The 24,787-nt window shown below is 68.0% G+C and carries 17 protein-coding genes; 8 read left to right on the top strand and 9 right to left on the bottom strand.

The window, feature by feature from the left end; genetic code table 11:
• Position 1: 1 nt before the first annotated feature.
• Positions 2–1,327, bottom strand: a complete 1,326-nt coding sequence (ugpB, locus tag VF536_RS10305; RefSeq protein WP_331614752.1) for a sn-glycerol-3-phosphate ABC transporter substrate-binding protein UgpB — start codon at positions 1,325–1,327, stop codon at positions 2–4.
• A gap of 421 nt (positions 1,328–1,748) precedes the next feature.
• Between ugpB and VF536_RS10310 the strand changes: the two genes are divergently transcribed.
• The gene (locus tag VF536_RS10310) at positions 1,749–5,651 is read left to right on the top strand and encodes an FAD/FMN-binding oxidoreductase (protein ID WP_331614769.1); all 3,903 of its coding nucleotides are present in this window, start codon (positions 1,749–1,751) and stop codon (positions 5,649–5,651) included.
• A 94-nt stretch (positions 5,652–5,745) separates the two neighbouring features.
• On the opposite strand, the gene VF536_RS10315 is transcribed toward VF536_RS10310, so the two are convergent.
• The 4 genes from VF536_RS10315 to VF536_RS10330 form a co-directional block, all read right to left on the bottom strand.
• Entirely contained in the window at positions 5,746–7,680 is a 1,935-nt protein-coding gene (locus VF536_RS10315) for a methyl-accepting chemotaxis protein (protein WP_331614754.1), read from the bottom strand.
• Between the two features lie 296 nt (positions 7,681–7,976).
• Complete coding sequence (locus VF536_RS10320; protein ID WP_331614755.1) at positions 7,977–8,978, bottom strand: tripartite tricarboxylate transporter substrate binding protein; 1,002 nt, start codon at positions 8,976–8,978, stop codon at positions 7,977–7,979.
• 74 nt (positions 8,979–9,052) lie between these two features.
• Positions 9,053–9,559 carry a hypothetical protein gene (locus VF536_RS10325; protein WP_331614756.1) on the bottom strand — a complete coding sequence of 169 codons (507 nt, stop codon included), beginning with the start codon at positions 9,557–9,559 and terminating at the stop codon, positions 9,053–9,055.
• A gap of 412 nt (positions 9,560–9,971) precedes the next feature.
• Entirely contained in the window at positions 9,972–12,008 is a 2,037-nt protein-coding gene (locus tag VF536_RS10330; protein ID WP_331614757.1) for a M13 family metallopeptidase, read from the bottom strand.
• Between the two features lie 414 nt (positions 12,009–12,422).
• On the opposite strand from VF536_RS10330, the gene VF536_RS10335 reads away from it, so the two are divergent.
• The 3 genes from VF536_RS10335 to ubiE all read left to right on the top strand — a co-directional run bounded on the left by VF536_RS10335 (position 12,423) and on the right by ubiE (position 15,660).
• Positions 12,423–14,231: a S8 family peptidase gene (locus tag VF536_RS10335; RefSeq protein WP_331614758.1), complete on the top strand. Its 1,809-nt coding sequence runs from the start codon at positions 12,423–12,425 to the stop codon at positions 14,229–14,231.
• A 207-nt stretch (positions 14,232–14,438) separates the two neighbouring features.
• Positions 14,439–14,870: a DUF971 domain-containing protein gene (locus VF536_RS10340; protein WP_331614759.1), complete on the top strand. Its 432-nt coding sequence runs from the start codon at positions 14,439–14,441 to the stop codon at positions 14,868–14,870.
• A 58-nt stretch (positions 14,871–14,928) separates the two neighbouring features.
• Entirely contained in the window at positions 14,929–15,660 is a 732-nt protein-coding gene (gene ubiE / locus VF536_RS10345; protein WP_331614760.1) for a bifunctional demethylmenaquinone methyltransferase/2-methoxy-6-polyprenyl-1,4-benzoquinol methylase UbiE, read from the top strand.
• 102 nt (positions 15,661–15,762) lie between these two features.
• Here the strand turns inward: ubiE and VF536_RS10350 are convergent, their stop codons facing one another.
• On the bottom strand, positions 15,763–16,023 hold the full coding sequence (locus VF536_RS10350; protein WP_331614761.1) for a hypothetical protein: 261 nt from the start codon (positions 16,021–16,023) through the stop codon (positions 15,763–15,765).
• A gap of 60 nt (positions 16,024–16,083) precedes the next feature.
• Positions 16,084–17,148 (bottom strand): NAD(P)H-dependent oxidoreductase, encoded by a 1,065-nt coding sequence (locus VF536_RS10355; protein WP_331614762.1) that lies wholly within the window; start codon positions 17,146–17,148, stop codon positions 16,084–16,086.
• Between the two features lie 250 nt (positions 17,149–17,398).
• Here VF536_RS10355 and VF536_RS10360 point away from each other — a divergent pair, with 250 nt between their 5' ends.
• From VF536_RS10360 to VF536_RS10375, 4 genes are all read left to right on the top strand, one after another.
• The gene (locus VF536_RS10360) at positions 17,399–17,698 is read left to right on the top strand and encodes a helix-turn-helix transcriptional regulator (RefSeq protein ID WP_331614763.1); all 300 of its coding nucleotides are present in this window, start codon (positions 17,399–17,401) and stop codon (positions 17,696–17,698) included.
• Positions 17,699–17,719: 21 nt separating this feature from the next.
• Entirely contained in the window at positions 17,720–19,045 is a 1,326-nt protein-coding gene (locus VF536_RS10365) for a type II toxin-antitoxin system HipA family toxin (RefSeq protein ID WP_331614764.1), read from the top strand.
• A gap of 287 nt (positions 19,046–19,332) precedes the next feature.
• Entirely contained in the window at positions 19,333–20,058 is a 726-nt protein-coding gene (locus VF536_RS10370) for a PEP-CTERM sorting domain-containing protein (protein WP_331614765.1), read from the top strand.
• A gap of 23 nt (positions 20,059–20,081) precedes the next feature.
• Positions 20,082–22,550, top strand: a complete 2,469-nt coding sequence (locus tag VF536_RS10375; RefSeq protein ID WP_331614766.1) for a CehA/McbA family metallohydrolase — start codon at positions 20,082–20,084, stop codon at positions 22,548–22,550.
• Between the two features lie 201 nt (positions 22,551–22,751).
• Here VF536_RS10375 and VF536_RS10380 read toward each other — a convergent pair whose 3' ends face one another.
• Together VF536_RS10380 and VF536_RS10385 are read right to left on the bottom strand one after the other, a co-directional pair.
• The gene (locus VF536_RS10380) at positions 22,752–24,266 is read right to left on the bottom strand and encodes a TolC family protein (protein ID WP_331614767.1); all 1,515 of its coding nucleotides are present in this window, start codon (positions 24,264–24,266) and stop codon (positions 22,752–22,754) included.
• Positions 24,263–24,787: HlyD family efflux transporter periplasmic adaptor subunit (locus VF536_RS10385; protein ID WP_331614768.1), on the bottom strand; the 525-nt coding region annotated here is incomplete at its 5' end. The genes VF536_RS10380 and VF536_RS10385, both read right to left, overlap by 4 nt.

Here is a 24,787-nt window from a genome sequence, read left to right on the forward strand (position 1 = left end):
GTCAGGACTTGTTGGCCTTCTGGAAGCGTTCCAGCAGCTCATTGCCGCGCTTGACCGCGGCGTCCAGGCCTTCCTTGGGCTGCTTCTTGCCGGCCCAGACCTGTTCCAGTTCCTCGTCGATGACGGTGCGGATCTGCGCGAAGTTGCCCAGGCGCACGCCGCGCGACTTGTCCGTCGTCTTGCGGATCATCTGCTGCACGGCGACATCGGTGCCGGGGTTCTGCTTGTAGAAGCCGCTCTTCTCGGTCAGCTCATAGGCCGCCTTGGTGACGGGCAGGTAGCCGGTGCGCTTGTGGCTCTCGGACGCGACCTGCGCCTGCGCCAGGTACTGGAAGAACGCGGCCACGCCTTTGTACTCCGCGGGCTTCTTGCCCGACATCACCCACAGGCTGGCGCCGCCGATGACGGTGTTCTGCGGCGCGCCCGGCACGTCGGGGTAGTAGGGCAGCGTCGAGATGCCGAAGTTGAACTTGGCGCTCTTCTTGACGTTGGCGTAGAGGCCGGAGGAGCCGGTCATCATGGCGCACTCGCCGGAGAAGTAGCTCGAGTCGGCGCTGTTGCCGCGGCCCTTGTAGACGAACAGGCCCTGCTTGGCCATGTTGGCCAGGTTCTCGATGTGGCGCACGTGCAGCGGCGTGTTGAACGCCAGGCGCGTGTCCAGGCCGCCGAAGCCGTTGTTCTTGGTCGCGTACTCGACGTTGTGCCAGGCGGAGAAGCTCTCCAGCTGCGTCCAGCTGACCCAGCTCGTGGTGAACGGGCACTTGGAGCCGGAAGCCTTCAGCTTGGCTGCGGCGGCGGCGACTTCCGGCCAGGAGGTGGGCGGCTTCTCGGGGTCCAGGCCGGCGGCCTTGAACGCGTCCTTGTTGTAGTGGAAGACGGTCGTCGAGCTGTTGAACGGGAAGCTCAGCATCTGTCCGTTGGGCGCGGTGTAGTAGCCGGCGACGGCGGGCACGTAGGCGGCGTTGTCGAACTTGACGCCGGCCTGCTGCATGACCTGGCCCACCGGCACGATCGCGCCCTTGCTGGCCATCATGGTGGCGGTGCCGACCTCGAAGACCTGCAGGATGTGCGGCGCGTTGCCGGCGCGGAAGGCGGCGATCGCGCCGGCCATGGACTCGTCGTAGCTGCCCTTGTAGGTCGGGACGATCTTGTAGTCCTTCTGGCTGGCGTTGAAGTCCTTGGCCAGGTCGTTGACCCAGTCGCCGAGGGCGCCGCCCATCGAGTGCCACCACTGGATCTCGGTCTGCGCCGACGCGGCGGCGGGAGCGATCAGCGCGGCGAGCGCGACGGCCGAGGTGGCCAACAGGGAAGTCGGGAGGTGCTTCATGGGTCTCCGATGCTCGGGGAGGGTGGTTCTGCGGTCCGCGGCGGACATCGTCGGGTGGACGGTCCGCCGAGGGCCGGCGAGCTTATCGATGGATTGTGACACTGGCGAACCGTTCGCCGAGGGGTGGGCGACGGCGGATCCCTAGAGTCCCTCGCCGGGGATTGCCCTCTGGCGCTGGGTTAGGATTCCGACCATTGCCCAGACCGGGCCGGCCGCCGATCGCGGCCATTCGCGAACGCCACTTCCACGCCTGTGTCCAGCCGGCGCGGGGACCACAAGTCCGGGGCGCTGTCCGGTCCACGGCCACAGCTCTCTCCGCTTGTCTTTCCAGCCTGGCATCGGTGTCCGCTCCCCTGGACGCCGGCCTGCCGCAACCCCGGTGCGCGAGCACCTGGCCGCCATGAATGCACCGCATCTGCTGATGCCCGCCGACCCCGCGATGGCCGGCGACCTGAACCAGCCGCACGCGCCCGCCGCCCGGCTGCGCGAGATTCCGTACAACTACACGTCCTTCTCCGATCGCGAAATCGTCCTTCGCCTGCTCGGCGCCCGCGCGTGGGAGTTGCTGGACCAGCTGCGCACCGAGCGCCAGACCGGCCGCTCCGCGCGCATGCTGTACGAGGTGCTGGGCGACATCTGGGTGGTGCAGCGCAATCCTTATCTGCAGGACGACCTGCTGGACAACCCCAAGCGTCGCGAGGCGCTGATCGGCGCGCTGCGCCATCGTCTGGGCGAAGTGCAGCGTCGTCGTCATCCGGAAGACGATGCCAAGCGCGACGCCTGGGTCGGCGAGCTGCTGACCGCGGCGGAAGCGGCGGTGGGCGCGTTCTCGCACCAGTTCGAGCAGGTGGCCGAGCTGCGCAAGCGCGCGGTCAAGGTCTTCGCGAAGATCACCGCCAAGGACAACGTCAAGTTCGACGGCCTGTCGAGGGTGTCGCACGTGACCGACGCGACCGACTGGCGCGTCGAGTACCCCTTCGTCGTGCTGACGCCCGACACCGAGGCCGAGATGGCCGCGTTGGTGGCCGGCTGCTTCGAGCTGGGCCTGACCGTGATCCCGCGCGGCGGCGGCACTGGCTACACGGGCGGCGCGGTGCCGCTGGTGTGGAACAGCGCGGTGATCAACACCGAGAAGCTCGAAGCCATGCGCGGCGTCGAGATGCAGCGCCTGCCAGGCCTGGACCGCGACGTCCCGACGATCTGGACCGAGGCCGGCGTCGTCACGCAGCGCGTGTCGGACCTGGCGGAGCTGCACGGCTTCGTGTTCGCGGTCGATCCGACCTCGGCCGAGGCCTCGTGCGTCGGCGGTAACGTGGCGATGAATGCCGGCGGCAAGAAGGCGGTGCTGTGGGGCACGGCGCTGGACAACCTCGCCTCGTGGCGCATGGTGACGCCGGACGCGAAGTGGCTGGAAGTCGTCCGCGTCAACCACAACCTCGGCAAGATCCATGACGTCGAGGTCGCGAGTTTCGACCTGCACTACTACGACGCGACCGGCAAGACGCTGGAACGCACCGAACACCTGGACATCCCCGGCCGCACCTTCCGCAAGGAAGGCCTGGGCAAGGACGTCACCGACAAGTTCCTCGCCGGACTGCCCGGCATCCAGAAGGAAGGCTGCGACGGCCTGATCACCAGTGCGCGCTGGATCGTGCACCGCATGCCGGCGCACGTGCGCACGGTCTGTCTGGAGTTCTTCGGCAATCCAAAGGAGTGCGTGCCGTCCATCGTCGACATCAAGGACTTCATGTTCGGCGAGATGAAGAAGCCGAACGGGGCGATCCTCGCGGGGCTGGAGCATCTGGATGACCGCTACCTGAAGGCCGTCGGCTACGCGACCAAGAGCAAGCGCGGCGGGCTGCCGAAGATGGTGCTGATCGGCGACATCGTCGGCGACGACGCCGATGAAGTCGCGCGCGCCACCAGCGAGGTCGTGCGCCTGGCCAACGGCCGTTCGGGCGAAGGTTTCGTCGCGGTCAGTGCCGATGCGCGCAAGAAATTCTGGCTGGACCGCAAGCGCACGGCGGCGATCTCCAAGCACACGAACGCGTTCAAGGTGAACGAGGACGTGGTGATCCCGCTGCCTCGCATGGGCGAGTACACGCTGGGCATAGAGCGCATCAACATCGAGCTGTCGCTGCGCAACAAGCTGGCGCTGATCGACGCCCTGCGCACCTTCTTCGCCAACGGCAACCTGCCGCTGGGCAAGGGCGACGACGCCGGCGAGATCCCGAGCGCGGAGCTGCTCGAGGACCGCGTGGCGCAGGCGCTGGCGCTGCTGGACGAGACCGGCCTGCAATGGCGCACGTGGATGCAGGAACTGGACCTTCCCCGTGACGGCGATCGAAGCTATTTCGAGCAGCTGCAGGACTACACCCTGCGCGCAAGCTGGAAGCGCCAGATCCTGAAGCCGCTGCAGGACGTCTTCGCGGGCGGGGCTTTCGCGCCCATCCTGGCGGAATGCAAGCGCATCCACAAGGAGGTGCTGCGCGGCCGCGTCTGGGTGGCGCTGCACATGCATGCCGGCGACGGCAACGTGCACACCAACATCCCGGTGAACTCGGACAACTACGAGATGCTGCAGACCGCGCACGAGGCGGTCGCGCGCATCATGACGCTGGCGCGCTCGCTGGACGGCGTGATCTCCGGCGAGCATGGCATCGGCATCACCAAGCTCGAGTTCCTCACCGACGAGGAGCTGGCGGGCTTCGCCGGTTACAAGGCCCGCATCGATCCGGAAGGCCGCTTCAACAAGGGCAAGCTGCTGAGGCCGGGGACCGGCGGCCAGGGCGGCCAGAGCACCTTCGCCGACTTGACCAACGCCTACACGCCCAGCTTCGGGCTGATGGGGCACGAGTCGCTGATCATGCAGCAGAGCGACATCGGCGCGATCAGCGAGTCCATCAAGGACTGCCTGCGCTGCGGCAAGTGCAAGCCGGTCTGCGCGACGCACGTGCCGCGCGCCAACCTGCTCTACAGCCCGCGCAACAAGATCCTCGCGACCTCGTTGCTGGTCGAGGCCTTCCTCTACGAAGAGCAGACGCGCCGCGGCGTGTCGATCAAGCACTGGGAAGAGTTCGAGGACGTCGCCGACCACTGCACGGTCTGCCACAAGTGCCTGAATCCGTGTCCGGTGAAGATCGACTGCGGCGACGTCACGATGAACATGCGCAACCTGCTGCGCAAGATGGGCAAGAAGAGTTTCCGTCCCGGCAACGCCGCGGCGATGCTGATGCTCAACGCCACCAACCCGGAGACGATCAAGATCGCGCGGGCGGCGATGGTCGGCGTCGGCTTCAAGGCGCAGCGCATCGCCAACAGCCTGCTCAAACGCGTCGCGCGCAAGCAGACCGCCGCGCCGCGGGCGACGGTGGGGACAGCGCCGATCAAGGAACAGGTCATCCACTTCATCAACAAGAAGCTGCCGGGTGGCCTGCCGAAGAAGACGGCGCGCGCGCTGCTCGACATCGAGGACAAGGACTACGTCCCCATCATCCGCAACCCGCAGAAGACCTCGGCGGAAGCGGAGGCGGTCTTCTACTTCCCGGGCTGCGGGTCGGAGCGGCTGTTCAGCCAGGTCGGCCTGGCGACGCAGGCCATGCTCTGGCACGCGGGCGTGCAGACGGTGCTGCCGCCGGGCTACCTCTGCTGCGGGTACCCTCAGCGCGGCTCGGGACAGTTCGACAAGGCCGAGAAGATCATCACCGACAACCGGGTGCTGTTCCACCGCGTGGCCAACACGCTGAACTATCTCGACATCAAGACGGTGGTGGTCAGCTGCGGCACCTGCTACGACCAGCTCCAGGGCTACAAGTTCGAGGACATCTTCCCCGGCTGCCGCATCATCGACATCCACGAGTACCTGCTCGAGAAGGGTATCCAGCTCGATTCGAAGCAGGCCTACCTGTATCACGACCCCTGCCATTCACCGATGAAGCTGCAGGAGCCGATGAAGACGGTGAAGGCGCTGGTCGGCCCCGAGGTCATGAAGAGCGAGCGCTGCTGCGGCGAGAGCGGCACGCTGGGCGTCACGCGGCCGGACGTGTCGACGCAGGTGCGTTTCCGCAAGGAAGAGGAGCTGCGCAAGGCGGAGACGCAGCTGCGCGCCGCGGGCAAGGTCGGCGCCGAGGAGAACCTCAAGATCCTCACCAGCTGCCCGTCCTGCCTGCAGGGCCTCAGCCGCTACGGCGACGACATGCAGAACGGCCTGCTCGAGGCGGACTACATCGTCGTCGAGATGGCCCGCAAGATCCTCGGGGAGAACTGGATGCCCGAGTACGTCGCCAAGGCCAACAACGGCGGCATCGAGCGCGTGCTGGTCTGACGATCCGGCTCGACTGAAGCGCCAACGAAAAAGCCCGCCTTCCGGCGGGCTTTGTTTCTTGGGCGCGCTGTTCGCGCCCTTCGAGTCCGTGGCGTCAGACCCGGAACTGTCCGACCTGCTCCACCAGCCGATGCGCCTGCTCCCGCAGGCTTTCCGCGGCGGCGGTGCTTTCCTCGACCAGCGCGGCGTTCTGCTGCGTGCCTTGATCCAGCTGGGCGACAGCGCCGTTGATGCGCGTCACGCCTTGCGACTGCTCGCGCGACGCGGTCGAGATCTCTCCGATGATGTCGGTCACGCGCTTCACGCTGGTGACGATGTCGCGCATCGCGTCGCCCGTGTCGCTGACGAGCTTGGCGCCGGACTCGACGCGCTCACCGCTGGCGGTGATCAGGCCCTTGATCTGCTTGGCGGCTTCCGCGCTGCGCTGGGCCAGGTGACGGACCTCGGACGCGACGACCGCGAAGCCGCGGCCCTGCTCGCCGGCCCGCGCGGCTTCCACCGCCGCGTTCAGCGCCAGGATGTTGGTCTGGAACGCGATCGAGTCGATCGTGCCGATGATGTCGCCGATCTGGCGGCTGGCGGCGGAGATCTCGTCCATGGTGGTCACGACCTGGGCGACGACGTTGCCGCCGCGCTGGGCCGCGCGATCCGATTCGCCGACCAGCTGATGGGCTTGCGCGGCCGACGCGGCGGTCTGGCTCATCGAGCTGGCGAGCTCCTCCAGCGCGGAGGCGGTTTCCTGCAGGTGGCTGGCCGATTGCTCGGTCCGTGCCGACAGGTCGCGGCTGCCCGCGGCGACTTCCGCCGAGGCGGTGCCGATGGAATCGCTGGCCTGGCGCACTTCGTTGATGGTGCGCGACAGCTGCAGACGCATGCGTTCGACGCCGGCGGCCAGGGCGCCCAGGTCGTCCTGCTGACGCACGATCACCGGACGGGTGAGGTCGCCCGCGGCGACGGCGCTGACGGCCTCGTTCAGGTCGGCCAGCGGGCGGCCGACCCAGCGTCCGAGCATCCAGGTCACGCCCAGGCCCAGCAGCACGACGGTGGCGAGGATCAGGCCCCACAGCACCCACAGCGTGGTGTTGTGCGCCGCCAGCGCCTGCGCCCGCGAGGCTTCGGCGACGACCCACCAGCCGGTGGCCTGCGACTTGCGCGCCACCGCGAACGCATCCTTGTAGCTGTCGCCGTAGACGGCCTGGACCTTCTCCAGCACGCCGTCCTGATCTTCTGTCAGCGTCTTGACGTACTGCTCGGCCTGGTCGGCCGGCATCACCTCCGACAGCTTCTTGCCCTGCGAGCGCGGATGGGCGCGCAGCAGCGCGTCGGCCGGCGTCTTGCCCGGATCGAGCAGGTACAGCCCGCCGGTCTCGTAGAGCTTGACCGCGTCGGCCATCTTCACCAGTTCCTGCTGCAGGCCGCGCATGTCGAAGCCGATGAACAGGATGCCGACGACCTTGCCGCCCGCGTCCTTGATCGGCGAGTAGCGCGTCATGTAGGGCACCTTGAAGAGCGTCGCCGGTCCCACGTAGGTCTCGCCGCCCGAGAGCTTGCCGAAGGCGGCGCCGGCGCGGTCCAGCGTCGTGCCCACGGCGCGCGAGCCGTCTTCCTTCTTCAGCGAGGTGGTGATGCGGACGAAGTCGTCCGTGCCCTTGCGCGCGAAGATCGTCGCCACGCCACCGGTGCGGCGCGTGAAGCGGTCGACCGCGTCGAAGTTGCCGTTGAGCTTCTGGCCGTTGAAGGCCAGTTCGCCGTCGCCGTCCAGCGTGAAGGCGCCGCCTTCGAAGTCGCCGGCCAGCACGTCGTACAGCCGGTTGGCCGAATCCCGCGCCGTGCGGTCCAGGGCGTCGGCGACACGCGCCACCGACGCCGCCTCCGCCGACATGTAGTCCAGCGTGCGCTGTTGCGCCTGATTCGTGAGCACCCACGACAGGGCGCCGCAGATGACGATCAGGAGCACCGCGATGGCGGCACTGGACCAGATGGAGACGCGACGGGCGACCGTCGCGCGCACGGCGTTGTTGTTGTTCATGACTGGACGGCTCCGCGATGAGGCGGAACTGGAGTGATAGGGAGGTCTCCTAGCGCGTCGTTGTCGTTTTGTCTTTGCGCCTGATCAAACTGTATTGCGTATGACAGCGTGTCGACTCGTTTCGCTTACCGCCCTTCGAGGGATAACCCGGGGCTATTTCACGCTCACCGGAAGTAATCACCGGCACGTCCCCCAGAGGAGGACAGCGCTATCAGGGTTCGACCGGGCGACCGACCGGACGGTCGGGATTGGCGATATATCCCCGGGAATATGGCGAGCAGGGCACTGCAACGGGCTCATTCGGCCGAAATGCCGCGGCTGCGAATGAGGGCATGCCATTTCTGCGTCTCCGCCTGGATGAAACGCGTCAGCGAGGCAGCGTCGCCCGGCGCGACTTCGAGGCCGAAGTCTTCCAGCTTCGCTTTCAGTTCCGGCTGCGAGAGTGCCTTTCCGAGTTCGGCGCCCAGACGCGCGACGATCGCATCAGGCGTGCCCTTCGGGACGAACAAGCCCTGCCAGGCGCTGACCTCCACGCCGGTCACGCCGGTCTCGTCGAAGCTGGGCACGTCGGGCAGCGCGGCGATGCGTTTGGGCGCCAGCACCGCCAGCGCCTTCAGCTTGCCGGCGCGCAGATGGGGCAGGGCGGCAGCGGTGTCGAGGATGCCCATGGGCACGACGCCCGCGATCAGGTCCTGCGTCGAGAACGCCGTGCCGCGATAGGGCACGTGGACGATGTAGCTGTTGGTGCGGTCCTTCAGCAGCTCCATCGCCAGGTGATGCGGGCTGCCGATGCCCGGCGAGGCGTAGCTGTACTTCCCTGGCCTGGCCTTGATGGTGTCCAGCCACTGCTTCGCGGAACTGAAGCCCGCGTTGGGATTGACCACCAGCAGCAGCGGGAAGCGGGCCATGAAGCCGACCGGCGCGAAGTCCGCCGGCGCGTACGGCAGCTTCTTGTAGAGCGCGCTGTTGAACACCATCGCGCCGTTGTCGCCGGTGAGGATCGTGTAGCCGTCCGGCGGCGACTTGGCGGCGTTGTCGGTGCCGATGATCCCGGCCGCGCCGGGCTTGTTGTCGATGACCAGCGTCTGCCCCAGCGCCTTGCCGAGCACCGGCGCCAGCTGGCGCGCGAGGAAGTCGGAGCCGCCGCCCGCCGGGTAGGCCACGACCCACCGGATCGGTTTGGCCGGCCAGGTGTCCGCGCGCGCCACGGCGGGCCAGCCGAGCGCGCCGGCCGTGGCGCCGAGGGCGCCCGTGATCAGCAGGGAACGGCGCGCGGCATCGGTGGGGCGGACGGGCATGGGTCGGGTCTCCGGGTTGTCGTGCCGGCCATCCTAGCCAGCCCCCGAGGGAGACCCATCCGGGAACAACCCGATCAGCGACCGTCGGCCGCGCTCGCGGCGACAGCCACCGATCCGGCGGCCGGCGGCGCCATCTCGATCATCGCGATGCGCTCGTTCATGTCGCCGGTCGACTCCTGGTTGCGGAAGGACACCTGCATCACGTAGAGCGTGTCCCGCGGCGCACCCTGGCATTGCAGCGACCGGACGGCCATGCGCAGCGGCGTGCGGTAGGCCGCCGGGCCGCGTTCGCGCACCTCGCTGATGACGTTGCCGTTCAGCCGGAAGCTGACGGTGGAGACGCCCTCCTGGCCTTCGCGGTACTGGGCGCGGGCCAGGCGGTCGACGAGGACCTGATCGACGCCGGGGCAGGTGGCGCGCACGTCCGTGCGCGGGATCTCGCCGGGACGGCGGCCGGAAACCTGGACGCGTTCCAGATCGTCAGGCGCGGCCTGCGCCGATCCGGCGGCCAGCACGGCCAGGAGTGCGCCGGAGGCGATGCGGAAGAAGATCGTGCGGGACGGGCGGGTGGTGGCGGTCATGTCGTGCTCCTGTGGGCTGAGGAACCGTCGCGACCCGCGTTCAGGTGGCGGATGCGTTCGGTCTTTTTTCAGCGTAGGCAGCATCGCGGGTCCGACCAAGCGGTGCGCGACCAAGTGTCGAAGACGGGGGGCGGATCGCCGGAATGCCGCGACGAAATGCAAGCCGGCGGGATGGGCTGCGCGTCGACTTTCCCCATTATCCATCGGGTCAAAAGTCACGCATGACTTCCGCCGGAGCGTCGTGTGACGACGCGGTGACAAGACCTGACCCTGCACGTGAGGCACCCGATCCATGACTTCCGCGCGACCGTCCCGGAAGACATGGGTCCCGAATGGCACGGGGCCTGCCGCGCCTCACGGCGGGCAGGCCCCGGAGGCCGCGGCGAGGGCTCGCCGCGGCGGGTTCAGCGCGTCACCAGACCTTGATCGGATCCGCGGCCACCATCGCATCGCCGCCCTTGCAACTGAAGGCCTTGGCGAACTCCGGCATGTTGGACATCGGCGCCAGCACGCGGAACTTGCCCGGCGAATGCGGATCGGTGCGCAGCTGGTTCAGCAGCGCCGCCTCGCGCGACTTGTTGCGCCACACCATGGCGTTGGACAGGAAGAAGCGCTGCTCGGGCGTGAAGCCGTCGATCTTGTCGGTCTTGCCGGTGCGGCGCAGCGCGTTCTGCAGCGCGTCGAAGGCGATCGGCATGCCGGCCATGTCGGAGATGTTCTCGCCCAGCGTCAGCCGCCCGTTGATGTGGGTGCCCTTGACCGGCTCGTAGCTCTCGTAGAGCGCCACGACGCGGTCGGCGCGCGCCTTGTAGTTCTCGGCGTCGGAGGCGGTCCACCAGTCGTTGAGGCTGCCGATGCTGTCGAACTGCCGGCCGCGGTCGTCGAAGTGGTGGACGATCTCATGCCCGATCACCATGCCGATGCCGCCGTAGTTGACGGCGTCGTCGGCCTTCGCGTCGAAGAACGGCGGCTGCAGGATGCCGGCGGGGAAGGTGATCTCGTTGAGGCCGCCGGCCTGCGCGTTCACGATGTAGGGCGACATCGTCCAGCGCGTGCGGTCGCTCGGGCGGTCCAGGTCCTTGATCTGCTCGCCGTGGAACCAGGCCGCGGCGCGCAGCTGGTTGCCGGCGAAGTCCTTCGGGTCCAGCGTCATGCCCTCGTACTTCGGCCAGGTCTCGGGCGCGCCGATCTTGGGCTGCATCGCCTCCAGCTTCTCCAGCGCCTTGAGCTTGGTCTCCGGATTCATCCAGGCCAGGTTCTGGATGCGTGTCTTCATCGCGGCCTTGACGTCGCCGATCAGCAGCGTCGCGCGGCGCTGCGCCTCCGGCGAAAAGGCCTTGGACACGAACAGCTCGCCCAGCGCCAGCCCCAGCGGGCTGCCGCCGGTGCGGCCGCCGATCAGCTGGATGACTTCCTCGTTGCGGGGCATCGGCTGCTCGAGCCCGGAGATGGTCGCGCCGCGGTAGTCGAAGTCGGCCTCGGCGAAGGCCTTGGGCAGGCGGGCGGCGCTGTTCTCCAGCACCCGCACCCGCAGGTAGGTCTGCCAGGTGGCGAGCGGGACCTTCTCGGCCATCTGCGCGACCCGCGTCAGGAACTCGGGTTGCGCGACGATCAGCCGCTCGACGCCGCCGGGGCGGGTATCGCTGCGCGTCAACGCCTTCAGATAGGCGTCCCAGGCGAGCCCCGGCGCCTTGTCGGCGAGCTCGGGCGTGGTCATCGGGTTGTAGACCTTGAGCGGATCGCGCAGTTGCGCGCGCGGCGTCGTCGCGTCGGCGAGCTGGGACTCGAAGGCGATCAGCGCGTCGATCGTCGCCGGCGTGGCGTCGAAGCCCGCCGACGACAGCAGCCGCTGCGCATACAGCCGGTAGGCGGTGCGCAGCTTCTTGGCGATGTCCGTGTCCTTGAAGTAGTCGTCCCGGTCCGGCAGACCCAGGCCCGACTGGCCCAGCGTCAGCACGTTCACGCGGGTGTTCTTGACGTCGGCGCGCACGTAGGCGCCCACCGGCGCGGCGATGCCCACGCGGCCGAGCTGCGCCAGCGCGGCGGGCAGGTCCTGCGCCGACTTCATGGCCGCGACGCGGTCCAGCAGCGGCTTGACCGGCTTCAGGCCTTGCGCCTCGATGGCGGCGCGGTCCATCCCGCTGGCGTAGTAGGCCGCGACCTGCTTCAGGCCCGGCGACTTCTGCAGCGCCGGCTTGGCCAGCAGTTCCGCCAGCGCGTCGCTCAGCAGCCGGTCGTTGGCCACGCGCAGCGCGTCGAAGCTGCCGATGCGGGTCCGGTCGGCCGGCAACTCCGTGCGGGCGACCCAGGGGCCGTTCACGTAGTCATAGAAGTCCGCGCAGGGCTGGACGTCGGGCGAGAAGCTCGCGACATCCAGCGCGCGGACCGGCGCGGCGGCCAGCGCCAGGGTGGAGAGGGCCGCGGCGGCGATCAGGCGTAGTGGAAACATGGTTATTTGTCACCGATGTGTGGCGAAAACGACAAGCCGCACAGGCTAATCGAGCCCCCTTCCGCCCGCCATCGGAGGCGTCCCGTGCATGGCTTCCGGCACCCCGGGCACGCCGTTCGCGCAGGGGCGCAAACCGCGCGCAAACCTTACGAATCAGCGCCTTAGCCGTAAGAAAGGGGCGATTGGCGGATCAAAGTCTGCGTTTTGACACAAAAAGGTTATAGGGGTATTCCTTCCTGTTAACTGTTTCAGGTGGGGCGGTTGGCGCCCGACTGTCTTCCTACACTGCGTCGCACGCCAATCGGATAGGCCGGTCGGCGTGCCCCACCAGAGGTGCCAACGCGCCAGGGCGTTCGGGGCTTTGCAGGCGTCGGTGAACCCGGCGTCGTTCGAGGAACTCTGGAGATGACAAGCATGTTGCGATTGAACAAGCTCAGCGTCGCGCTGGCTGTAGGTCTCGTCACGATGGGCGCCGCCCAGGCGGGCGTGTCGTCGGTGGACATCGACAAGGCCCCGCGGCAACTGAGCGAACAGACCGACCGTCTGATCGTGAAATACAAGGACGGCAGCACCGTCGTGCAAGGGCGCCTGGGCGCCGCCGTCCAGGCGCAATCGGTGGCGAGCGACGCCATCGGCGCCCGGACCGAGCGCCTGCAGCAGCTGGCCGCCCCGTTGGGCGCCCGCCTGTCGCTGGTGCGCCAGATGGGCACCGGCGCCCACGTGTTCCGGCTGGATCGCCGGATGAACCTGCAGGAACTGCGCGAGCTGGGCGCCCGCATCAAGGCGCAGGACGCCAACGTCGAGTACGTCGAGCCCGACCGCAAGATGCACGCGCTGATGGTGCCCAACGACAGCAGCTACGGCCAGCAGTGGGACCTGTCCGAGACGGCCGGCGGCATCCGCGCGCCCCAGGCCTGGGACCAGGCGACCGGCACCGGCGTGGTGGTGGCGGTGATCGACACCGGCTACCGGCCGCATGCGGACCTGTCGGGCCAGATCGTCGCGGGCTACGACATGATCGTGGACACCACGGTCTCGGTGGACGGCAACGGCCGCGACAGCGACCCGAGCGACCCCGGCGATTTCAACGCCGCCAATGAATGCCAGGCCGGCGATCCGGCCGCCACCTCGAGCTGGCACGGCACGCACGTGGCCGGCACGATCGCGGCCAAGACCAACAACAACCTGGGCGTGGCGGGCATCGCCTTCAACGCCAAGGTCCAGCCGATCCGCGTGCTGGGCAAGTGCGGCGGCTACACCTCCGACATCGCCGACGGCATGACCTGGGCGTCGGGCGGCAGCGTGTCCGGCCTGCCGGCCAACGCGACGCCGGCCAAGGTGCTGAACCTGTCGCTGGGCGGCGGCGGCGCCTGCGACACCACCACGCAGACGGCGATCAACGGCGCTCGTTCGCGCGGCGCCAGCGTGATCGTCGCGGCGGGCAACGAGAACCAGAACGCCTCCAACTCCAGCCCGGCGAACTGCTCGGGCGTGGTCGTGGTCGCGGCGACGGACCGCAACGGTTCGCGAGCGTACTACTCGAACTATGGTTCGATCGTGACCCTGGCGGCGCCGGGCGGCGACGTGCGCTCCAGCGCCAGCAACGGCATCCTGTCGACGCTGAATGCCGGCACCAGCACGCCGGGCGCCGACAGCTACGCCTACTACCAGGGCACCTCGATGGCCACGCCGCACGTGGCGGGCGTCGCGGCGCTGATGTACAGCGCCAAGCCGACTGCCACGCCGGACGAGATCACGGCCGCGCTCAAGAGCAGCGCCCGTGCCTTCCCCGGTACCTGCAGCCAGTGCGGCTCGGGCATCCTGGACGCCAACGCCGCGATCACCGCGATCAAGGGCGGCGGCGGCGGTGGCGGCACGATCGCCGAGGTCGAGCCGAACAACAGCCGCACCGCGCCGCAGACGATCAGCGCCCCGGTCAAGGTGACGGGCACCCTGTCGACGTCCGACACCAACGACTACTTCAAGATCACGCTGCCCGCGGGCAAGACGCTCAGCGCGACCTTGACGCCGGCCGCCGGCAAGGACTTCGACCTGTACCTGCAGAACAGCAGCGGCACGCAGCTCAGGGCCAGCGAAAACGGCGCCGGCGCCGTCGACAGCTTCACCTACACGAACAGCGGATCGTCCGCGATCGTCGTGTATGTGCGGGCGCTCTACTACTCGGGCACCAGCGGGACGTACACGCTGAACCTGAGCTGGTAATGCGACCGTCAGGACTTGCCACTCTCCTCGTTTGGTAAGCCGGGTGCCTCGGGCCCGAACGGGGCTCCCGTTGAATCCCGCCAGTGAAAGCTGGCGGGATTTTTTTTCCCGCCTCGGCGGAAGTGGTGAAAGGGGGCGGGCGTTCTCGCTTGGAGCGGGCCGCTACACTGCCCCCCTCGATTTCCAACGCGTTTCTCGCGCGGTTTCATGGCCGGTCTCGCCTCCAGTTCCCCGCTCCCCACCGACATCGTCGTGCACCAGCAGTCCAAGGTGCTGGAGCTCGCCTTCACCGACGGCGTGCGTTTCCGCATCCCGTTCGAGCTGATGCGCGTGCGCAGCCCGTCGGCGGAGGTGCAGGGCCACGGTCCCGGTCAGGAGACGCTGCAGACCGGCAAGCGCGACGTGACCATCGTCGCGGTCGAGCAGGTCGGCCATTACGCGCTGAAGCCGACCTTCTCCGACGGTCACGAGAGCGGCCTGTTCACCTGGGCCTATCTGTACGAGCTGGGCCGGGACCAGGACGCGCTGATGCGCGATTACGAAGAGAAGCTGGCCGCCGCGGGCCTGGACCGCGACGCGCCGATGGCGAAGGGCGCAGGCGGACATGCGCACGGCGGCGGCAGCTGCAGCAGCCATTGATCGCTCGCGCTCGCACGGCCATCGCCCCCGACGCTCCCCCTTTCAGCAGGACCCCACCATGAGTTCCACCCACTTCGGCTTCGAATCCGTCGACGAAACCGTCAAGGCCAAGCGCGTGCGCGGCGTGTTCGACTCGGTCGCCGCGCGCTACGACGTCATGAACGACCTGATGTCGATGGGGATGCATCGCGCCTGGAAGCTCTACACCCTGGCCGTGGCCAACCTCAAGCCGGGTGACCGGGTGCTGGACATCGCCGGCGGCACCGGCGACATGGCGCGGCTGTTCGCGAAGAAGGTCGGCGAGCGCGGCATGGTCGTGCACACCGACATCAACGAGGCCATGCTGCGCACCGGCCGCGAGCGGCTGATCGACGAGGGCATGGTCCTGCCGACCAACCTCTGCGACGCCGAGGCGTTGCCCTACAAGGATGGCTCCTTCGACCTGGTGTGCGTGGCCTTCGGCCTGCGCAACATGACGCACAAGGACCAGGCGCTGGCCGAGATGAACCGCGTGCTGCGCCCGGGCGGCCGGCTGCTGGTGCTGGAGTTCTCGCAGGTCGCGGCGCCGCTGCGCAAGCCCTACGACTGGTACTCCTTCAAGGTGCTGCCGCGCATCGGCTCGCTGATCGCCGGCGACGCCGACAGCTACCGCTACCTGGCGGAATCGATCCGCATGCACCCGCCGCAGGCCGAACTCAAGGCCATGATGAAGACGGCGGGTTTCGGCCACGTGGACGTGCACAACCTGACCGGCGGCGTCGTGGCGCTACACGCGGGCATCAAGTGCTGAGCCGAGGCTGAGAGCACCGAGCGCCTGACGGCGTTCTCCCCATGAAGCAGGGCCCCGATCGGGGCCCTTGCTCATTGGGGAAAGAGGGCCAGCGGGACGGCGTCAGCAGGGCGCCTTCCACTCCCGGAGTTCGGTCGCGAGGATCGGGTGCCCGTCGGCCTCGGCGCGCCGGGCGAGTTCGTCGGCGTTGCCTTCGGTGACGTACTCATGGCCGACGCCCTTCACGAGCTGGCCATAGACGCTGTCGAGGTCATCGGCATCGACGTCGTTGTCGGTGGTCGGGAACGGCGGCACGTCGGCCGGCAGTTCGGGGCGGAGTTGGTGCGTGGAACTGGAGGGGGAACGGGAAGGGGCGTGGGCCATCGGAGTGCTCCTTGAGTCGATGAAGTCGAGGGGAGGTCGTGCTGAATGGCGAGGCCGTCGTCACTTCGGGCGGACAGCCTGGCGATTGGAACGGGGCAGATTCCCCTCCCGCAACTGCTTGACCGCGTCGCCGACGAGGTCGGCCACCAGGCGAACCTCGTCCTGGAGGGCCTCGTCGCGGTCGAGGGCCTCGTGGCTGTTGAAGTAGGGCTCGAAGTAGCCGATGTAGCGATCGAGCCGGGAGAGGTTGCCGGCATCGACCAGTCCCATCCAGTCGAGCCAGTCGCCGAGGTTGCGGCGCTGGGCTTCCACGCCGGCCACGTCGCCGTGCACGACCAGGCCGTAGGCGCGGCCCTCGAGGTGCTTGGGATAGCTCCAGCCCTTCTCTTCGATGGCCTTGGCTTCGGCGACCTTCTTGCCGTGGGTGGAGGTCGGATCCGGATTGCCGCCGTCGGCGCAGACCAGGCGGTCGATCATGAGCTTCAACGCGCTCGGCGACTGGTACCAGTAGGTCGGGGTGAGCAGGATCACGCCATGGGCCGAGACCCATCGCTCGTAGATCTCGTTCATCCAGTCGCTGGACTGGTCGAGCGCGTGGTTCGGATAGCAGCTGCAGGGCCAGTGGCACAGCGGCATCGCGGTCGACACGCAGCCCTTGCAGGGATGGATCTGGCGGCCGTATTCCGAGGTGATGAGGCTCAGGTCGAGCACGTCGACGATCACGTCGTGTCGGGTCAGCTGTTCCTTGGCGATCTGCGTCAGCCGCCACGTCTTGGACATCTCGCCAGGACAGGTGCCGTCGTTGCGGTCGCTGCCGCAGACCAGCAGCACGCGCGAGCGGGTGGCGGGGTCGCTCCAGCGCTGCTGGGCGTGCTTGAGCCGCTGATGCGCGTCGAGCCACTCGACGGACGTCGCGTAGGTCGGGTCCTTGAATCCGTTGCCCGCGGGTCGGGTGACCGGCGACTTGCGGCCTTCCTTCATCGCCTCGAAGGCGATGGTCTCCAGGCGCGCGATGGCCTCGTGCTCGGCGCGGTAGGCCGGGTCCTGGAAGCGACGCATGAAGCGCTCGTGGAACTGCTCGCGGGTCAGCTCCGCAGGCTGCTGGCCCTTGCGGATCTCGGTCATCGGCGGCCTCTCGGGTGGCGGTGGGGACAGTATTCGGGGCATCGCCCGCCGGGACCGTCGGACGGGGGAGTCTTGTGAAGCGGGCTTTGTCCTACGCCAATGCCAATGTCTATTCATGCTGAATCACGCATATTATTGATTTATGCTTGATTTGGCATTTTTGAGATTTATGCCTAATCAGGCATACTTACGATCTATGCTTGATTTGGCATGAAGTCCCTATCCGCAACTGAGCGAAGAAAGGTCAGTCGTGAACTTCAAACTTCAGACCCTCCAACAGCTTGGCCCCCACTTGAGAGCGCTTCGCCGACGTCAAGGCATGAGCCAGGCGGAGCTTGGACAACGCATCGGGGTCAGCCAGAGCCGTCTCGCGCGGATTGAAGGAGACCCGTCAAGCGTCAGCTTTGACCAGTTGTTGGATCTGCTCCACGCCTTGGGAACGCAGCTGGTACTGGAAACCGATGATCGGCGGCTCGGGTCCTCGCTTCCCCCCTCGAAGGACGGCGATAAAACGCCAGACTCTTCGTCGGCGCTGGACCAACCTTGGTGATGACGATCTCGGAGGGCCGGCATGGCAGCACTTCACTTGTGGATGAACGGTCAGGCGGTCGGCGTCTGGGAGGTGGGCGGCCGGTCGGGCGTCGCATCACTGCGTTACGAGCGGACCTGGGAGGCTTCGCCACAGGGGCGCGCGTTGTCCTTGTCCTTGCCGTTCCATGCGGAACTGCGCTCCGACGTCATCACGAACTATTTCGACAACCTGTTGCCTGACAGCCAGCACATCCGTCGCCGGATCAGGGAACGCTTCCACACGCCGTCCGAGAGTGCCTTCGATTTGCTCGCCGCTATCGGCCGCGACTGCGTCGGTGCGCTCCAGATTCTCCCGGTCAATGAGCTCCCCGAGGGATGGAATCGTCTTTCGGCGGAACCCCTGGCGGAGACGGATGTGGGGCGGATCCTGGCGGGCGTGACCTCGCCGTCGGTACTTGGGCACCACGACGAAGACGGCTTCCGCGTTTCCATCGCGGGGGCGCAGGAGAAGACCGCGTTGCTGCGGGTCGGTGGACGGTGGCATCGGCCGCAGGGCGCCACGCCGACCACGCACATCCTCAAGCTGCCGCTGGGCCTCGTGGGGAACATGCGTGCGGACATGACCGATTCCGTCGAGAACGAGTGGCTCTGCGCGCAGATATTGAGGGCCTTTGGGCTGCCGGTCGCGACCACGGAGATGGGCTTGTTCGACGGAATGAAAGCGCTCGTGGTGGAGCGCTTCGACAGGCAATGGCAGTCGGATGCGCAGCCGTGGCTGCTGCGATTGCCTCAGGAAGATCTTTGCCAGTCGATGGGCATGCCGTCCGACCTGAAGTACCAGTCCGACGGCGGCCCGACGATGCAAGCTTGTCTGCAGCTGCTGCGAGTGAGCGAGCGTCTCGACGATCCCGCCAGGTTCGTGCTTACCCAGTTCGCGTTCTGGTTGCTCGCAGCGACCGACGGCCATGCCAAGAATTTCTCCATCCAGCACTTGCGCGCTGGCAAGTTCGCCATGACGCCCCTCTACGACGTCCTTTCCGTCTGGCCCATCATCGGCAACGGCGCCAACCAGCTGCCGTACAACCGCGCCAAGCTGGCCATGGGCATCAAGTCCCGCAACATGCATTACCGGCTCAGCGAGATCCAGGCGCGTCATTGGCATGCGCTCGCCGTCCAGGCGAGTGCGGACGCCTGGGGACGGATGCTTGACCTCGCCGGGCGTGTCCCGGAGGCGCTGGATCAGGTCGAATCGCTGCTGCCCTCGGATTTCCCTGAAACCACCTGGCGGCCGATCGCCAGCGGCACGCGCCGTCACGCCGCGCAGTTCCTGGACGACGCCCGCGGCGTCACCTCCAAGGGCGCCTGACACTGCCGGATCGGCGCTAGGCCTACCTCGGTGCGGGATGCACCGACGCTGCGTCTCCGCCCCGAAGCTGCACCCCCGTCGTGCACCCATCCCCCTCAAACGCGGGGTGCGGCATTCCCTCCTGCGGGGTTCCCCGCAACCTGCTTGTCACGAAGCGACCCTACGCTCCGCCCGTTCCTTTACGTGCGTGAAGTCAAGCGCACAACATCACACATTTGCTGACAAATTTTTGCCGTAAACGTTTGCGCAAACTTTTGGTTCAACCAAAACCAGTCTGAGGGGTCGCCATGAAACTCAAATCCATCCTGCTCGCCGCAGGTCTTCTGCTCACCGGTCTCGCGCACGCCGACACCGTCGCGCTGTGGAGCTACAGCCCCGACCGGGGCGGCATCATCTCCACCAAGCCGACCTACACCGACAACGGCAACGCGTCCTTCGACCCGCTGGGCGTCGCCACCACCTTCGTCAGCCAGGCCGGCTCGTCGGACACCACCGCCGGCTCAATGGCGCTGAACACCGCCGGCTACGCCGCGCAAGGCACCGGCGACCGCACGACCGGCGTGCGCTTCTCGATCGACACCACCGGCTTCGAGAACATCGTCCTGAGCTTCGACCAGCGCAACAGCGCCACCGCCTCCGCCTGGACCGCGCTGCAGTACACGCTGGACGGCGAGAACTGGATCGAGGCCACCACCTTCCGCATGCTGCGCGACAGCGTCTTCGTGAAGGGCCTGGGCTTCGACTTCTCCGACATCGCCGGCGTCGACAACAACGCCAACTTCGCGGTGCAGCTGGTCAGCATGTTCGCGCCCGGCACGCAGGGCTACAGCGCCACCGGCGCCTCGAGCAACTACGGCACCGCCGGGACCATCCGCTACGACATGGTCCTGTTCGCCGGCTCGCTGATCCCCGAGGTCGAAGTGCCGGAAGTGCCCGAACCCGCGTCGATCCTGCTGACCCTGGCCGCGCTGGGCGCGATGGGCGTGAGCATCCGCCGCCGCAAGCAAGCCTGAACAACGTCGAGGAGAACATCCCCATGAACTTCCGTACCCTGTTCCCCATCACCGGACGCGCCGTGCTGCGCGTCACCACGCTGAGTGCCATGGCCGTCGTGCTGACCGCCTGCGGCGGCGGCCTCAACGGCGAGAAGTCGCAGACGCAGCAGCAGGTCGCCACGCCTGACGACCGCGCCACCGCGCTGACCGCCGATCCTTCGGCGAAGTACCCCGATCACCATGAGTTCGACGCCGCGCTCGACGTGCCGTTCACCGGCGCCGAAGCCACCGGCGCGCGCGAGTTCGCCGTCCATCTCGACTACGTCGGCGCCCCCGCCGGCACGCTGCTGGCCTACCGCGTCGAGCTGCGCTCGCCCGCCGGTGCGGTCGTCAAGCGCTGGAGCGGCGTCGAGAAGTACGCCGGCGACGTCAAGACCGTCGCGCTGAACTGGGCCGGTCGCACCGACGCGACCCTGCCGGACGGCCTCTACACCGCGACGCTGACGGCGCTCAGCGCCAAGGCCGACGCCGCGCTGAAGAGCAGCGGCGGCGAGGCGCAGTTCGCCGAGATCCTCGCCGCCCAGCAGGCCGGCGCGGACGGCCACGCCGTCGAGCAGAGCTGGACCTTCGCCCTCGGCAAGCCGGCCAAGATCACGATGGGCACGCTGCGTCCGCTGGCCGCGGGCGCCTCGGGCGAGGCCGACCAGCGCGTGCGCGCGCAGTCGGCGGCGATCGGCGCGGGCTCCTGGCCCTACACCATCTACTACGGCAGCTTCCACGGCCAGACCAACGACTCCGACGGCGGCGGCGCCATCGGCAGCTGCAGCTCCTCGCAGCCGGCGCAGACGGGCGCCTTCGGGCCCGACGCGGCCTTCCCGTATGCCAAGGGCGCGGGCCTGGACATCTTCGCCAACACCGACCACAACCACTACTACGACGGCTCGTCGAGCACCAACACCGGCGGCAGCGCCACCGCGGCCAAGGCGCGCTACCAGCGCGGCCTGCAGATCGCGACCGACTACACCTCCGCCAACCCCGGCTTCCTGGCGGTGTACGGCATGGAGTGGGGCGTCATCAACAACGGCGGCCACCTCAACATCTTCAACAGCAACGAGCTGTTCTCGTGGGAATACAACGCGCAGAACGAGCTCTTCGGCGACCGCTACATCGCCAAGAACGACTACGCGACGCTGTACTCGGTGATGCGCGCGCAAGGCCTGGTCGGCCAGTTCAACCATCCGGACTCGAGCGGCCAGTTCATCATCAACGGCACCGACATGGCCTACAGCGCCGACGGCGACGAGGTGATGGTGATGTCCGAGGTGATGAACACCTCCGCGTTCTCGTCCAACACGACCGAGAGCGAGACCTCGCGCAGCTCGTATGAAGGCTCGTGGAAGAAGCTGCTGGAGCGCGGCTTCCACGTGGCGCCGGCGACCAACCAGGACAACCACTGCGCCAACTGGGGCAAGTCCTACACGAACCGGACCGCGGTGCTGATCCCGACGGGCACGGCGCTGAGCAAGGCCTCGCTGGTCGATGCGCTGAAGGCGCGCCGCGTCTTCGCGACGCTGGACAAGAACTCGCAACTGATCTTCAGCGCCAACGGCAAGATCATGGGTGAGCGCTTCGACAACGCCGGCGCGCTGTCGCTGAACGTCGGGTTCTACAACCCGAACGGTCGCACCGTGGTGCAGACCGAGATCTGGGAAGGCGTGCCCGGCCGCAACGGCACGGTCACGCTGCTGGGCAACAGCCCGACGGCGACGATCACGCCGGCCAACGGCAAGCACTTCTACTACGCCAAGGTCACGCAGGATGACGGCAAGGTGCTGTGGTCCGCGCCGATCTGGGTCAACCAGGGCGTCAGCGGCGGCGACACCACGCCGCCGTCGGTGACGGCCGCGGTGAACGGCACGACCGGCACGATCACGTTCTCCGCCACCGCCAGCGACAACATCGGCGTGACGCAGGTCGAGTTCTGGCTGGACGGCGCGCTGCGCGACATCGACACGACGTCGCCGTACTCGATCGCGGTCAACTCGACGCAGCTGACCAACGGCACGCACAGCCTGGTGGCCAAGGCCTATGACGCGGCCGGCAACACGACGACCTCGGCGCCGGTGAGCTTTACCGTCAACAACGTCGTCGACGCCGCGGACGAGGTCGAGCCCAACAACACGATCGCCGCGGCGAACGCGCTGGGCAGCCGCAACCAGCTGACCGGCTTCATCGGCAGCGCCAGCGACATCGACTTCTTCAAGGTCACCCTGGCCGCCAACCAGCGCCTGCGCGTGGACATGACCGGCCCGACCTCGTCGAGCATCGACTACGACCTGTACGTGGTGAAGTCCACCGGCACGGGCCTGGCGCGCTCGGAAGCGGTCGGCAGCACGGAGTCGCTGACGTACCAGAACGGCGCGACCGCGCAGACGGTCTACATCAAGGTGATGTCGTACACGGGATCGAGCACGACCTCGCCCTACAAGCTGACGATCAGCTATCCCTGATGAAGGAACACGGCCGCTGAGGGGCGGCCGAGGAGGAGGAGAGGGAGAAGAGGGAGAACGAGAAGGAGAAGGAGAAGAGGGCGGAGGCGAGCGCGCTCCCACTCTTGTTCCCTCTCCCGCTTGCGGGAGAGGGCGGGGGTGAGGGTCGGCGGCCGATGAAGTCAGAGGAAGGCGGTCCTGCGAAGGACCGCCTTTTTTTCGTCAGCGCGCAGCGTGCGTCGCCGGCTCGACCGATTCCCAACCGCCGCCCAATGCGAGGAACAGCTGCACCTGCTCATCGATCAGCGTGGCCTCCGAAGCCGCGAGCGCCGCATCGCTGGCGGCGAGCGCGCGCTCGGCGTCGAGCGCATCCAGGTAGGCGACCTTGCCGCCCTGGTACAGCCGCCGCGCCTGTCCGGCGACGATCGCCGCCTCATCGCGCGAGGCCTGCAGCGCCGCCCGCCGATCCAGCTCGCGGGCGTACTGGTTGAGCGCCGTCTCGGTCTCGCGCAGCGCGTTCAACACGGTGCCGTCGAAGCGGGCCGCGGCCTGCCGCGTGCCCGCCTCGGCCTGCGCGATCCGCGCGTCGGCGACGCCGTTGTTGGGCAGCGTCCACGAGATCAGCGGACCGAGGCTCCAGCTCAGCGTGTCGCTCTTGCCGAAGCCGGCGAGCGTGCCCGCCGAGCCGGCCGACAGTCCCAGGCTGATCTTCGGATACCGGTCCGCGATCGCGACGCCGATGCGTGCCGTCGCCGCGTGCAGCTCGCGCTCGGCCTGGCGGATGTCGGGGCGGCGGCGCAGCAGCGCGGCGCCGTCGCCGACCGGGATCGTGCCGGTCACCTGCGGTGCGACATGGCATTCCGCCAGCTCACGCGGGAAGTCCTCCGGCAGTTCGCCGGTCAGCGTCGCGAGGCGATACAGCGCGGACTGCCGCTGCGCCAGCAGCGGCGGCAGCGCTGCACGCAGCTGCTGAAGCTGACTGCGGGCGCGCGCCGCGTCAATCTCGCCGACACGACCGGCGCGTTGCAGGCGCTCGGTGACGTCGATGGCCTCGCGCTGCAGATCGACCGAATGCTGTGCGGACGTCAGCCGCTGGCCCGTCGCGCACGCTTCCGCATACGCGCGCGCCGTGCCCGCCGCCACGTTCACCTTGACGAGATCGAGCGCGGCCGAAGCCGCTTCGGTACTCGCATGCGAGGACTCGATCGCCCGGCGGATCTGGCCGAACAGGTCGAGCTGGTAGGAGAGGCCCGCCCCGGCGCTGTAGCGGTAGGTGTCGGGCGGGACGTAGTCCTTCTTCAGCATCGACAAGCCCGACGGGTGTCCGTAGCTCGGCCCGCCATTGACGCTGACGGTCGGCTTCTCGCCGCCGGTGACCTCGGACTCCAGGGCCTGGACACGTTCCAGGTTCGCGACCGCCTGGCGCAGGTCGGTGTTGCGCGCCAGCGCCCGCTCGACCAGTGCGTCCAGCCTGGGATCCTGGAACAGCCGCCACCAGTGCGGCGGCAGCGGCGTGGCGTCGAAGGGAGTCGATGCCACCGTCGTGGCCTGGGTGTCGGCCTCGTTCTTCGCGGCCTCCGCGGCACGTTGCTGTTCGAGGAAGGTCGCCGACGCGCGCGGCTTCAGCACGGCGGCCTCGGCGGGCACCTGGTAGTCCGGACCTTTCGGCGCCGTGGAGCAGGCGGCCAGCGCCGCCGCCGCGATCACCGCCAGCAGGGGCTTCATCGCGCTGCTCATGACTTCGACTCCGTCTTGACTGCCGCAGTGACCGTCGATGCGGGCATCACCTGCACCGTCACCGTCTGCCCCGCGACGAGCCGCTCGCCCGCCGGCAGCGGATCGAGCTTCACCCGCACCGGCACGCGCTGCGGCAGCCGGACCCAGTTGAAGGTCGGGTTCACGCTCGGCAGCAGGTTGGCGCTGGTGCTGCGGTCGCGGTCGGCGATGCCGGCGGAGAGGCTCTCAACGCGGCCCGTCAGCGCGCGGCTCGCGCCCATCGGCTTGACCTCGACGGCGTCGCCGACGTGGATGCGGGGGAGCTTGGTCTCCTCGAAATAGCCTTCGACGTAGAGCGAGCCCGCGTCCACGAGCGCGAGCACCGGATGCCCCGCCGTCGCATAGGCGCCCTGGCGCAGATCGAAGTTGGTGATCGTGCCGGCGGACGGCGCGCGGATCTCGGCGCGCGCCAGGTTGAGCTTCGCGCTGTCGACGGCGACCTCGGCCTGCGCGACGGCGGCGCGCGCCTGCTCGGCGCGGCT

Origin of the sequence: Roseateles sp. (genome assembly GCF_036486225.1) — a bacterium.
GTDB lineage: Bacteria > Pseudomonadota > Gammaproteobacteria > Burkholderiales > Burkholderiaceae_C > Roseateles.

Bases quoted from the DNA above. Each gene is read 5' to 3' on its own strand.
- VF536_RS10310 (WP_331614769.1), top strand. From the start codon at position 1,749: ATGCCCGCCGACCCCGCGATGGCCGGCGACCTGAACCAGCCGCACGCG.
- VF536_RS10330 (WP_331614757.1), bottom strand. From the start codon at position 12,008: ATGTTTCCACTACGCCTGATCGCCGCCGCGGCCCTCTCCACCCTGGCG.
- VF536_RS10350 (WP_331614761.1), bottom strand. From the start codon at position 16,023: ATGGCCCACGCCCCTTCCCGTTCCCCCTCCAGTTCCACGCACCAACTC.
- VF536_RS10355 (WP_331614762.1), bottom strand. From the start codon at position 17,148: ATGACCGAGATCCGCAAGGGCCAGCAGCCTGCGGAGCTGACCCGCGAG.
- VF536_RS10315 (WP_331614754.1), bottom strand. From the start codon at position 7,680: ATGAACAACAACAACGCCGTGCGCGCGACGGTCGCCCGTCGCGTCTCC.
- VF536_RS10375 (WP_331614766.1), top strand. From the start codon at position 20,082: ATGAACTTCCGTACCCTGTTCCCCATCACCGGACGCGCCGTGCTGCGC.
- VF536_RS10320 (WP_331614755.1), bottom strand. From the start codon at position 8,978: ATGCCCGTCCGCCCCACCGATGCCGCGCGCCGTTCCCTGCTGATCACG.
- ugpB (WP_331614752.1), bottom strand. From the start codon at position 1,327: ATGAAGCACCTCCCGACTTCCCTGTTGGCCACCTCGGCCGTCGCGCTC.
- VF536_RS10365 (WP_331614764.1), top strand. From the start codon at position 17,720: ATGGCAGCACTTCACTTGTGGATGAACGGTCAGGCGGTCGGCGTCTGG.
- VF536_RS10335 (WP_331614758.1), top strand. From the start codon at position 12,423: ATGTTGCGATTGAACAAGCTCAGCGTCGCGCTGGCTGTAGGTCTCGTC.
- VF536_RS10325 (WP_331614756.1), bottom strand. From the start codon at position 9,559: ATGACCGCCACCACCCGCCCGTCCCGCACGATCTTCTTCCGCATCGCC.
- ubiE (WP_331614760.1), top strand. From the start codon at position 14,929: ATGAGTTCCACCCACTTCGGCTTCGAATCCGTCGACGAAACCGTCAAG.
- VF536_RS10340 (WP_331614759.1), top strand. From the start codon at position 14,439: ATGGCCGGTCTCGCCTCCAGTTCCCCGCTCCCCACCGACATCGTCGTG.
- VF536_RS10380 (WP_331614767.1), bottom strand. From the start codon at position 24,266: ATGAGCAGCGCGATGAAGCCCCTGCTGGCGGTGATCGCGGCGGCGGCG.
- VF536_RS10370 (WP_331614765.1), top strand. From the start codon at position 19,333: ATGAAACTCAAATCCATCCTGCTCGCCGCAGGTCTTCTGCTCACCGGT.